This window comes from Undibacterium sp. Rencai35W (assembly GCF_049340185.1).
Taxonomy (GTDB): domain Bacteria; phylum Pseudomonadota; class Gammaproteobacteria; order Burkholderiales; family Burkholderiaceae_D; genus Undibacterium.
Genome location: NZ_JBMPPC010000005.1, coordinates 281064 through 293611, shown reverse-complemented (window position 1 = coordinate 293611; position 12548 = coordinate 281064). Strand labels below are relative to the sequence as shown.

Here is a 12548-nt window from a genome sequence, read left to right as displayed (position 1 = left end):
TCCACAAAATATAGTGCGGGAAAATTTATGGGTGATCAACTCACTCGAAAATTTGTACCAAGAATCGTCCAACTTTTTTCAAGCTTGCCTCTCGAGTAGGAATAACTTAACCGCCAAAATTTCTACAAGTTCACCCGGGAAGCTTTAGACATCCCTTTAGCTGATCAACAAACCAACGACCAGCGGGCCCGGGAGGTGCAGATGCTTGATGGAATGCTGAGACAATTAAGTTAAATCCCGCCTTGGGCAATTCATCCGATTCCAGGATGACCAACTCACCTTCCGAAATTTCTTTTGCTACAGTGTGAATTGGCATGCTACCCCATCCAACGCCATCTCTGAGAAAAGCATGTTTAGTAGAGAGATCAGCAAGGCGCCAAGTAAGTGGTGATATCACACCATAATCTTGGCCAGCCATTAAATCGGACCGATCAGTTAACACTAGTTGAACATGCTTTGCTAATTCACGTTTCGGAATTTTTGAATTAAATTCTGCCAAAGGATGATTTTTTGAAGCGACAGTTACTAACGGAATTTCCCCAAGTCGTTCGCCGACGAGTGAAGGAAAAGTCACAGGTAAAGAACCGAGAATTCCTAGACTACAACGTGCTTCCAATATTGGTTGATACGCAGCGCCTAGTCCCTCAACAAAAATTCTCAATGGTGTTAGAGGGAATTTACTTGCAAATGCTTTAGCTACTGCACTAACGACTGCAGTAGGAAAGAAAACGTCAATCACAACAGAAAGTTCTGGTTCAACCCCCGAGGACATTAATTTTGCACGAGCTTTCAACGTGTCGACACCAGCGACAATATTGCGAGCATCAGCAACAAGTAAGACGCCTTCTGGAGTTAACTTTGGTATCCGTCCAGTCCGATCAAATAACACGACCCCAATCTGATCTTCAAGACTACTTACCCAACCGCTCACTGCGGACTGTACACGGTTGAGCTTTCTACCTGCAGCAGAAAAGTTTCCTTCGTCGACTGCACAAATAAAAGTTCTGAGTTGATCTAACGATATCCCGTCTAACATGACGCTCCTTCTATCTCAAAAACAGATGGTATATATCTCAATATATCATCTTTTCAAGATTGATGGAGGTGCGTACGATTCGCTCTCATGGTGGTTAAGTTAGAAAGGAGATCAAATGAAGCAGCGAAATTTAAATGCGTTACAAACTGTGTGACGAAGCGCTTTGCTTAATTTCGCACTGCCAATCAAAGAACAACATCCGGCATGAATAAGCCGTAATTACCTCTATTTAGCAATCAAAAAGGAATATTTCTATGCGTAAAACTATTATTGCTGCCCTCTTAGCTGTTGCAGGTTTTTTGGGTACTGCACATGCTGAAACTGCAACTTATAACATTGACCCCACACACACTTATGTGACATTTGAGGTGACACATTTTGGTACATCTACAAATCGAGGTCGCTTCGATAAAAAGGAAGGAACTGTAGTTTTGGATTTGGCTGCACAGTCTGGAAAAGTCGATCTGACGATTGATTCAAGATCAATCACTACCGGCCTTGCAGCGTTTGATCAACACTTGCAAACAGCAGACTTTTTCGACTCAGTTAAATATCCTACCGCGAAATTTACCGCAGACAAAATTAGCTTCCATGGAGAGAAAATTTCCGAAGTAAAAGGGGAATTGACTCTATTAGGAAAGACTAAGCCAGTCTTGTTGAAGGCAACCAATTTTAATTGCTATATGAATCCAATTATTAAACACGAAGTTTGTGGTGGAGACTTTGAAACGACGATACAACGAACACAATGGGGAATGAACTGGGGATTAGATTATGGCGTTCCAGATACAGTCAAATTAGTAATTCAAGTTGAAGCAGTTAAACAATAATCTGCTGAAGTAAAAATAGTAACGAACTTTAACAATTTTTTGAAATTTACGAAAATTAAAGGAAATAATATGAAACTTCTTCATTTAGATTCAAGCATATTAGGTGCTGACTCCGTGAGCCGTAATCTCTCAGCAGAGATAGTCAGCCATTTCAAATCCAAGCATCCGGAAATTACTGTGATTGCCCGTGATTTAGCTTCTGATCCAGCATTGCATTTATCAGGAACCCATCTCGCAATCATGCACGGGGTAGAAATCAATGACGATATTATTAACGCGGATATTGCAAAAGGTAATGCTTACCTAGAAGAGTTGTTTGATGCTGATGTTTTGGTTATCGGAACACCAATGTATAACTTATCAATTCCAACTTCGCTGAAGGCTTGGATTGATCGCATCGCAATTGCAGGAAAAACTTTTCAATACACGGCGACCGGTCCTGAAGGCTTACTGAAAAATAAGAAGGCAATCATTGCCTCTGCACGTGGTGGTGTTTATTCAGCAGGAAGTCCAGCGGCAGCTATTGAGCATCAGGAGTGTTACCTCGTCGGATTATTGGGTTTTCTCGGCGTGACAGATGTAACTATTGTCCGTGCAGAAGGACTGGCGTTCGGGCCAGACGTAAAAGCTGCAGCTTTAAAACAAGCTTCGGTACAAATCGCTTCGCTGGAAGCTTAAGCTTTCCAATTAATTCTTAAAGGAAAAAACATGAAACAGTCTATTATCGGATCAGGCAACGTTGGTACTGCACTTGCACGGCATTTTTCACGAAATGGGATTGAAGTAAGTATCGCAAATTCACGTGGTCCGGAATCGATTCAACCAATGGTGACTCAAATCGGTGGGAAAGTAACCGCAAAGGAAATCGAAGAAGCGATCAAAGCAGACGTCATTATTTTAGCAATACCATTCCGTGCTCATCCATTAATTGGAAAAATGCTCTCTGACTGGAGTGGCAAAATCATTATCGATGCGATGAATGCATATGGTATCTCACCAGATGAATTGAAAGGACATGCATCGAGTAATTTGGTTGCAACATCATTTCCTGGCGCAAAAATTGTTAAAACACTTAACCAATTACCTGCAAAATTGTTGGCAATGAACCCAGCTGAAGGTGGTGGTCGCCGAGTAATGTTCGTATCTAGTAATGATACGAAAGCAGCTGAAGTTGGATCCCAATTAGTTTCTGATTTAGGTTTTGCACCAATCTTTCTCGGCAGAATTGATCAGGGGGGGGCTCTACTCGGGATGGGCGGGCCGTTGATCCTTCAAAATCTGATCAAATTTGGATAAGAACATACGTTTAAATTTAAATGATGTAGTCAACTGAAACTTTAAGGGGACTCATCGTTTTGAATTGCTTCAGACGATCCAATTCTTCGAATTGAGCGAGTTGAATTTTTTAAAAAAATATCGTCACATTATTAAAGCCAGCATGAGTTCCTCCATTTTAAAAATCAGCCCTCTTGGGTCAGTTTGGAAAACAATCGACCCATTTCTGATTTGCGTACACCATAATGACGAATATCCACCAGGTAACGAAAATTTTGGACCGCAAAATGGAATTGAAACAATCTATTGGCCTGAAAGTTCTAAGTCCAAACGTTGGAGCATGTACCATGGAAAGAAAGTACCTGGATTTCCCGCACATCCTCATAGAGGATTTGAAACTATTACTATTGTACGTAAAGGCCTAGTTGATCATTCTGATTCGTTGGGGGTTCGCGCTAGGTATGGAGATGGCGATACGCAGTGGTTAACAGCCGGCCGAGGCATCGTACATTCCGAAGTCTTCCCATTATTAAATAAAGATAAGTCTAATCCATTAGACCTAATACAAATTTGGCTAAATTTGCCAGCAAAAAATAAATTAGTCGATCCGAACTTCACTATGATTTGGGCTAAAGATATCCCTAAATATAGCTTTTGGAAATCGAATAAAAAAACTGAAGTACATTGTATTGCAGGAGATTTCCTCGGCGAACCCACTACAAAAATGCCGAAGCCTCCTCCAAATTCGTGGGCCGCTGATCTTGTGAATAATGTGGCGATTTGGACCATAAAGATGGAGCCGGGCGCCACTTGGGTATTGCCACCAACTCAAGTGCAAGGCATCCGAAGACAGCTTTTCTTCTTTGCCGGAGACTCATTGTCAATTGATAGTCACCTGATGTCACGTCATTCAGCCATAGAAATCCGAAGTGATGCCTCTGTTCAATTGTCCAACGGTGCACGACCAACAGAAATTCTCATGTTACAAGGACGCCCCTTAAATGAGCCGGTTGTACAACATGGCCCTTTCGTAATGAATTCGAGGGAAGAAATTATCGAGGCAATGAACGATTTTCAAAAATCCCGCTTCGGAAAGTGGAACTGGACTGACGACGAGCCAGTTCATGGACCAATCAATGAAAAATTTGTTTCTGGTATTCCTTTCTAAAAAAAGAGAAATTTTTTAGGTTCGAGATTTGTATTGAAAATCAAGCAATAGTTCTTTACTTACACTTACACTTACACTGACACTGATACTGATACTTAAATTTATACTGATTTAATTTAAAGCCTAAAACTCGGATTACTGATACTGAATTAGGCCAAATCTACCTTAAGTAGCTTAGTTTTTTAGGTAGATTGCTTAATCGAAATCCGACCCTTATCTCAGCGTGCGGGGTCGTTGAACGTCTGGCATCAAGAATCCCATCTGACTGTTTAGGGCGCAATCCGGGCTGTCGAGGCGAAATATCAACCACTGCAACCCGAGTCTGTTACTGACCATACACATTCCTGTAAGCAGAGATTATTTCTTTTGCCATAAATTATCTATTTGACATATCAATCTGCTTATTTGATGCAAATATCCGTTTTTCCGAAAAATTCAGAGTTAGATGAACGAAATCCATAAAAACTCAGAGTTATCCGAACATCGACACCGTGCGAGTTGCCTCCATATTGCCTGAATACCCGTCAACATAATGGCCAGCCTTCAATTACAAAGCGCTCCGTACTGCTGCACATAGCTTGAGGTGCATCAATTCGCAATCTCAGGTTTCAAACAAATAATGAACTGCTTGGCAATGCCTCATGCGTCGTGGGAGTAATTTATTTCGTCTGTACAAACAAGGAGTCGGATCATGCGTTTGAAAAATAAAAACATCGTCATTACCGGAGGTGTGAGCGGGATCGGACTCGCTACTGCCGAACGCTGCCTGCAGGAAGGCGCCAATATCGTGATTGCAGATCTGCACGGCGACGCGGGCAAGGAAAGGGTTGCGGAGCTGAATTCACTTTATGCGGGACGCTGTCACTTTATTTCTGTTGATGTCACCTCGACCGAACAGGTGGATCAACTGATTGCAGAGACAGTCAAACAATTAGGTAGCCTGGACGGAGTATTCAACAATGCGGGTATTGGAGGAATGTGTGCCGCGGACAGCTACACAGACGACGATTATCTGCGCATCATTGATATCAACTTAAACGGCGTCTTCAGAGTGGCGCGCGCCTCTCTGCGGCAAATGTACCGGCAAGGCAATGGCAGTATCGTCAATTGTGCCTCGATTTTAGGTGTCTTCGGACAAAGCATGACTGCTGCTTATTCCGCAGCAAAAGGTGGCGTCGTCAATCTGACGCGCACTCTGGCGCTTGAGGCGGCATCGAAAGGCGTCAGAGTCAACGCAGTTTGCCCTGGCTATATTGATACGCCACTCTTATCAGGACTTGATGCAAACATGCGGCAAGCGTTGATTCAATTGCACCCTGTCGGCCGTCTGGGGCGACCGGATGAAGTCGCCAATGCTATCCTATTTTTACTCAGCGATGAAGCCAGCTTTATTACGGGGACTAAGCTGATGGTAGATGGCGGATTCACGGCAGGAAAATCTTAAACTATCACGCAAGGACTTACACAAAACAAAAAAACTGCTTACCAACAGTCAAAACGAATCCGCAAGCTGGATGCGGCTCTCAGAGGCATTTCGTGCCAACAGGCGCACTCCGCTTGCGGATTCGTTTTGCGCTCTGATTCGATATTCTATGAACCTGCTGGCTTCTGCCTTTTCTCTGCGTTGTTGTGCCTCTATGTTGAGAGGTCTTAGTCTTTGCGTAAGTCTCGGGTCAATTCAAGACAAGCTCAACAAGCTACGCTCACCCGCCGAACGCGATACCAAATTGCGCGTTTTAGGCCGAGAGAACTCTGTTTGCTGGAAAAAATACACAATAGCGCTCAAAGCAATGGCATCCGCCGCATAGTTAGTCTGAGTTTGTGACAAAAGTCTCCAAACCAAATAGACTTAAGTCCAGAGACAAACAAAACCATTGGACAAATACCAAACCTCGTTTTAAGGCGCAGAATAGCTGCATGCGAATGTCGTGACGGCAATCTATTTGCGGCGACGCTTGCTCTGTCTGATTAAAACGATGTCTGTATTCTGTCCGCAATAAGAAAATTCCACCATGCGTATATTGCTCGCTGAAGATGATAGTGTTCTCGCTGACGGCCTGACCCGATCGCTGAGACAATCTGGCTATGCCACCGATTGTGTTGCCAACGGCCAGGAAGCAGATTCTGCATTATCGACTCAAGATTTTGATTTACTGATTCTGGACTTAGGTTTACCCAAGCTCAGCGGGCTGGAAGTATTACGTCGCCTGCGCGCACGCAACTCGCATTTGCCTGTGCTGATACTGACAGCCGCGGACTCCGTCGAGCAAAGGGTAAAAGGCCTTGATCTAGGCGCAGATGATTACATGGCAAAACCGTTCGCGCTGTCTGAACTCGAAGCGAGGGTCCGGGCCCTGACCAGGCGTGGCGCGGGTGGCGGTCCTACGGTCATCAAGCACGGCCCGCTGACCTATGATCAGGTCGGGCGTATTGCCTACATCAATGAGCAAATGCTCGATCTCTCGGCGCGCGAATTAGGTCTGCTCGAAGTGCTACTGCAAAGAACCGGACGACTAGTATCCAAAGAGCAGCTGGTCGATCACCTCTGCGAATGGGGTGAGGAAGTGAGTAACAACGCCATCGAAGTCTATGTTCATCGCCTGCGCAAAAAAATTGAAGTCGATGGCGTCAGGATCGCTACCGTCCGCGGCTTAGGCTATTGCCTGGAAAAATTCTTTGTTGCACCTGTCGCCGTGACGAATACAGTCACCAACTCAGTCACTACCCCAGTCAATAACACAATCGCTAACACAGTCACACCTACTGACACACCATGACTGACGACCACGGCGCAGAACTAGCGATTCGTCCGCAAGCGCCGGAGCATCCTCTGCATAGCCAGCCACCGGAAAAAATTCAACGTTCTTTATTCGGTGAAATTCTGGACTGGATGCTGGCGCCATTGCTACTGCTGTGGCCAATGAGCATCGCGATCACCTATCTGGTCGCAAAATCGATCGCTAATCAACCGTTCGACCGGGCACTTGAAGACAATGTCCTAGTCTTATCACAGCAAGTAAAACAGGTCGATGGAAAAATCATTACCCAAATGACCAGCCCGGCACGCGATATTTTGCGCGCGGATGATCTCGACAGTATTTATTTTCAGGTTAAAACAGAGCATGGTGATCTGATCGATGGTGATAAAGATTTACCGACTCCGCCAGAAGAAGAAAAAGCCGCCACTGGTACAGTACAGATACGCAATGAGACACTGCGCGGCATTGATATCCGTATCGCTTACAGCTATATCAATCTGAACAAAACCACGAGCAATCTGGGCACCCAGAATGCGGAGAAATATGCGCCGAATCTCGTGTTGATTCAAGTCGCAGAAACCTTGGAAAAACGTGCTGTACTCGCCAATGAAATCATTAAAGGCGTGATCCTCCCGCAGTTTATTATTTTGCCGATTGCACTGGCATTGGTCTGGTTTGCATTAAGTCGCGGACTCTCGCCGCTGGCAGAATTACAGCATCGCATACGAGCGCGTCGTCCGGATGATTTAAGCCCGATTGACTCGCGTCAGGTTCCTGAAGAAATTACCCCGCTGGTTCGCTCTTTGAACGAGATGCTGGAACGCCTTGCACAAACGATCGACAACCAAAAACGCTTTATCGCTGATGCAGCACATCAGATGAAAACACCGCTGGCAGGTATGCGTATGCAGTCAGAATTGGCGTTGCGGCAAACGGATCAGGAGGAAATCCATCGCTCCCTGCTACAGCTGGCAAAAAGCTCGGAAGCGGCTACACGTCTGGTCAATCAATTACTGACACTCGCAAGAGCAGAAAATCAAACGCCTGCGACCAAGCCTCTGGAACCTGTTGAACTGACCGAGCTGGTGCGTAGCACCGTCCACGACTGGATACAAACCTCTTTCTCGTACCAAATCGATCTGGGGCTGGAGCAGCCGGATTTTCCTGTGATGATTTTTGGTAATCCTCTGATGCTCCGCGAGTTGCTAAGTAACCTGATTGATAACGCGATTCGCTACACACCAAAAGGGATGAGCGTCACGGTCAGAATCCGGGTTAGCGAAGAACAGGCGCTGGCAATATTAGAAGTCGAGGACAATGGCCCCGGAATTCCGGTTGCAGAACATGACCATGTATTCGAGCGCTTTTATCGCATCCTCGGCAGCAACGTTCAGGGCAGCGGACTAGGTCTGTCTATCGTGCGGGAAATTGCTCAGCAACATAATGCCCCGATCGAGATCATGTATAACCCGCGTAATCAGGATGCAAAATATCCGGGCTGCCTGTTCCGTGTTTCGTTTCAGATGAATCCACACGCCAGCTTGCCCGGTGATTTTTCCTGAACTCAGGCGAAGACAACACATGACAGAGACCAACACCACCGTCACCTCCGGCAGCCGCGCCAATAACGTGAATAGTGCCTATTGGCGTCATACTCGTCAGCTCACAGCGATCTTGCTGGCAAGCTGGCTGGCACTGACATTCGGTGTATTATTTTTTGCCCGCGAACTGGCGTCGTATACTTTCTTCGGCTGGCCATTGTCCTTTTATATGGCGGCGCAGGGACTGACTTTATTCTATGTTCTGCTACTGGCACTCTTATCGATTGTCATGCGCAGAATAGAGCGAACCCATCAAATCCATTTGAACAATCAAACCGGTCATGCCGCTGATACGCCAGCTTCAGCAAAGGAAAACGCCTAATGGTGCAACGTCGCTTTACCAAACGTCTGACGATTTATTATGCATGGTACACACTGCTGTTCATCGTATTTCTGATCAGTCTGGCGGTATTGGAAAAAGAAGGCGTGCCGCGTGCATGGATAGGATATCTGTTCATGTTCTCGACTATCGTGATCTACGCAGGCATCGGTGTCTTGAGCAGAACCTCCGATATTTCTGAATACTATGTTGCCGGACGCCGTGTCCCTGCGATTTTTAATGGTATGGCGACAGCGGCTGACTGGATGTCAGCGGCAAGTTTTCTTAGTCTTGCCGGCGGACTCTACTTGCAAGGCTTTGACGGACTTGCCTACATCATCGGATGGACGGGTGGATTTTGTCTGGTGGCACTGCTGATCGCACCGTATATACGCAAGTTCGGCCAATACAGTATTGCTGATTTTTTAGGCACGCGCTTCGCGGGCGCGCAAGGCAGCAACATTGTCAGAGTGCTTGCTGTGATTGCGACTATCTTTATTTCTTTCACCTATGTGGTCGCGCAGATTTATGGCGTGGGATTGATAACGTCGCGCTTCACCGGCGTTGATTTTTCGGTGGGAATTTTTCTAGGGTTAGCGAGTATTCTGGTGTGCTCATTTTTAGGCGGCATGCGCGCAGTTACCTGGACTCAGGTAGCGCAGTACATCATCATCATTATTGCGTACATGATTCCGGTCACATGGCTATCCGTCAAGCATACGCAAACACCAATACCACAAATTGCCTACGGCTCTAAATTATCCGCATTAAGCAGCAAAGAAAAACTGTTTGCCGCCGATCCTAAAGAACAGGAAGTCCGCGCCATATTCAAACAACGTGCTGAAGGGTTTCAGCTCAAGATTCAGCAACTCCCGAATTCATGGGAAGAAGGTCGCTATGAATTACAGCGCAAGCTTGATGAACTTAAATCCGGTAACGCATCGCTGATAGAGATCAAAGCTGCAGGTCGTGCTCTGGCGAATTACCCCAAGACGCCGCAAGAGGCGCAGCAACGCTGGACAGAAGCTAAGAATAATAATCTGGGACGTGCCGAACCCACCATCACGAACTACACGCCCTACGCGGCAAAAGACAGTAACGAATCTGACATTAAACGGAATAATTTTCTGGCGCTGGTTTTTTGTCTCATGATGGGAACCGCCGCCCTGCCCCATGTGTTGATACGCTACTACACGACACCCTCGGTACGTGAAAGTCGTGAGTCGGTATTCTGGTCGCTGTTTTTTATCATGCTCTTATACATCACGATTCCCGCATTGGCGATCCTGGTGAAATACGACATCTATAACTCGCTCGTCGGAATGGAATTCTCTAAGCTTCCATCATGGGTCACCTACTGGGCCAGCATCGATAAAATTAATCCGCTGGTCAATATCACCGACATCAATCATGACGGCATTGTTCAACTGGCAGAGATTGCGATTGATGGCGATATCGTGGTGCTGGCGACACCGGAAATCGCCGGTCTGCCTTATGTGATCTCCGGCCTCGTTGCCGCTGGCGGACTGGCCGCGGCTTTGTCCACAGCGGACGGTTTATTGCTGACGATTTCTAATTCTTTATCTCACGATATTTATTACAAGATTGTTGACCCAAGCGCGTCGACACAAAAAAGGGTCACGATTTCAAAACTCTTGTTGCTGGTGGTTGCGTTGGTGGCCGCCTATGTCGCATCCTTAAAACCCGCTGATATATTGTCTCTGGTCGGTGCCGCATTTTCTCTTGCGGCGTCGGCGCTATTCCCTGCACTGGTATTGGGCATATTCTGGAAGCGGGCGAATCACCAGGGAGCAATTACCGGAATGATCGCGGGCTTTATCGTTTGTGTGTTTTATATGCTCAACACACATCCGTTATTCGGTGGTAGTGTTGCTAATCAGTGGTGGCATATTGCGCCGATTTCTGCTGGTGTATTTGGTGTACCGGCGGGTCTGATCAGTATGGCGGTCGTCAGTCTGATGACACCCAAACCCGATCCGCATACGCAGGACCTGATTGATTTTATTCGCGCACCATAGCCGCTGTCAGACCGCTTAGACCACTTTAATTACGCTGGCATGCTTCTTGATAGTACCTACTCAAACAACAGCGAACTAACATCATGGCAAAATTTTTCAATGAAATGACTGCTGATGGCATCGATGCAGCAGGTAATATCCGTGAACACTATCGTGAGTTCAGTACCTGGTTAAAGCAGCAATCGCCAGAGACCATACAGCGTAAGCGCGCTGAGGCTGATCTGACTTTTCGCCGCGTCGGCATTACCTTTGCCGTCTATGGTGACGATGCTGGCACTGAACGCCTGATCCCCTTTGATATTATTCCCCGCATTATTCCCGCATCGGAATGGGCGCAATTGCAGACTGGTCTGGTGCAGCGAGTTAAAGCGCTGAATATGTTTATTCATGACATTTACCATGATCAAAACATCATCAAGGCAGGGATTATTCCAGCCGAGCAGATTTATAAAAATGCGCAATACCGGCCAGAGATGCAAGGAATCTCTGTCGCATCGGATATCTACGCCCACATCGCCGGTGTCGATATCGTCCGCGCCGGCGCCGGTGAGTTTTACGTGCTGGAAGACAATCTGCGCGTACCGTCCGGCGTGTCCTACATGCTGGAAGATCGCAAGATGATGATGCGTTTGTTCCCCGACTTATTTGCGCGCAATAAGATTGCACCGGTCGATCATTATCCTGACATGTTGCTAGACAATTTACGCTCAGTTGCCCCGATGGGTGTCAATGATCCGACCATCGTCGTGATGACACCGGGAATGTATAACTCAGCCTATTTTGAACACGCATTCCTGGCACAGCAAATGGGTGTCGAGCTAGTTGAAGGCAAGGACTTGTTCGTCAATGAAAACGCCGTGTATATGCGCACCACCCGCGGTCCTAAGCGGGTCGATGTTATTTATCGCCGGATTGATGACGACTTCATGGATCCCCTTGCATTCCGCCCTGACTCTTCTCTGGGTGTCCCTGGTTTATTGTCCGTCTATCGTGCTGGCAGAGTTACATTGGCGAATGCGATTGGCACCGGTGTTGCGGATGATAAATCGATCTATCCTTTTGTTCCGGACATGATCAAGTTCTACCTGACGGAAGAACCGATACTGAATAACGTGCCAACCTATCAGTGCCGCAAACCCGAAGACCTTGCTTATACACTGGCACATTTACCGGAACTGGTGGTTAAGGAAGTTCATGGAGCCGGTGGCTATGGCATGCTGGTGGGTCCAGCATCGACCAAGGCACAGATCGAGGATTTCCGGCAAAGACTGATTGCCAAACCGGATGGCTATATTGCCCAGCCGACGCTGGCATTGTCCGCCTGCCCTACCTATGTCGAAAGCGGTATTGCCCCTCGCCATATTGACTTAAGACCATTCGTGCTGTCAGGTAAAACTATCTCGATGGTACCGGGCGGACTCACCCGCGTGGCGCTGCAAGAAGGATCACTGGTAGTCAACTCATCCCAAGGCGGCGGCACCAAAGATACCTGGATACTCGAAAAATAAGGGTACGCGAGCG

Annotated in this window: 11 protein-coding genes; 10 read left to right on the top strand and 1 reads right to left on the bottom strand. The window is 46.7% G+C overall.

The features are described 5' to 3' along the window. Window positions 1-130 precede the first annotated feature (130 nt). A complete protein-coding gene (locus ACO0K3_RS13215) occupies window positions 131-1036 on the bottom strand; it encodes a LysR family transcriptional regulator (RefSeq protein WP_422985287.1) in 906 nt (301 codons plus the stop codon). 254 nt (window positions 1037-1290) lie between these two features. Here ACO0K3_RS13215 and ACO0K3_RS13210 point away from each other — a divergent pair, with 254 nt between their 5' ends. The 10 genes from ACO0K3_RS13210 to ACO0K3_RS13165 all read left to right on the top strand — a co-directional run bounded on the left by ACO0K3_RS13210 (window position 1291) and on the right by ACO0K3_RS13165 (window position 12535). Continuing rightward, window positions 1291-1866 carry a YceI family protein gene (locus ACO0K3_RS13210; RefSeq protein ID WP_422985285.1) on the top strand — a complete coding sequence of 192 codons (576 nt, stop codon included), beginning with the start codon at window positions 1291-1293 and terminating at the stop codon, window positions 1864-1866. A 69-nt stretch (window positions 1867-1935) separates the two neighbouring features. Beyond that, window positions 1936-2544, top strand: coding sequence for an FMN-dependent NADH-azoreductase (locus ACO0K3_RS13205; protein ID WP_422985282.1), 609 nt, complete (start codon window positions 1936-1938; stop codon window positions 2542-2544). A 30-nt stretch (window positions 2545-2574) separates the two neighbouring features. Next, window positions 2575-3162, top strand: a complete 588-nt coding sequence (locus tag ACO0K3_RS13200) for an NADPH-dependent F420 reductase (protein WP_422985280.1) — start codon at window positions 2575-2577, stop codon at window positions 3160-3162. 100 nt (window positions 3163-3262) lie between these two features. Continuing rightward, entirely contained in the window at window positions 3263-4309 is a 1047-nt protein-coding gene (locus ACO0K3_RS13195; protein ID WP_422985278.1) for a pirin family protein, read from the top strand. A gap of 691 nt (window positions 4310-5000) precedes the next feature. After that, the gene (locus ACO0K3_RS13190; RefSeq protein ID WP_422985276.1) at window positions 5001-5753 is read left to right on the top strand and encodes an SDR family NAD(P)-dependent oxidoreductase; all 753 of its coding nucleotides are present in this window, start codon (window positions 5001-5003) and stop codon (window positions 5751-5753) included. Window positions 5754-6321: 568 nt separating this feature from the next. Beyond that, entirely contained in the window at window positions 6322-7086 is a 765-nt protein-coding gene (locus tag ACO0K3_RS13185; RefSeq protein WP_422985274.1) for a response regulator, read from the top strand. After that, window positions 7083-8630, top strand: coding sequence for a sensor histidine kinase N-terminal domain-containing protein (locus tag ACO0K3_RS13180; protein WP_422985272.1), 1548 nt, complete (start codon window positions 7083-7085; stop codon window positions 8628-8630). The genes ACO0K3_RS13185 and ACO0K3_RS13180 overlap by 4 nt, the downstream gene beginning before the upstream one ends. Before the next feature lie 19 nt (window positions 8631-8649). Next, complete coding sequence (locus ACO0K3_RS13175; protein WP_422985271.1) at window positions 8650-8991, top strand: DUF4212 domain-containing protein; 342 nt, start codon at window positions 8650-8652, stop codon at window positions 8989-8991. Then, on the top strand, window positions 8991-11027 hold the full coding sequence (locus ACO0K3_RS13170) for a sodium:solute symporter family protein (protein WP_422985269.1): 2037 nt from the start codon (window positions 8991-8993) through the stop codon (window positions 11025-11027). Before ACO0K3_RS13175 ends, ACO0K3_RS13170 begins: the two co-directional genes overlap by 1 nt. A gap of 83 nt (window positions 11028-11110) precedes the next feature. Then, window positions 11111-12535 (top strand): circularly permuted type 2 ATP-grasp protein, encoded by a 1425-nt coding sequence (locus tag ACO0K3_RS13165; protein ID WP_422985267.1) that lies wholly within the window; start codon window positions 11111-11113, stop codon window positions 12533-12535. Window positions 12536-12548 lie beyond the last annotated feature (13 nt).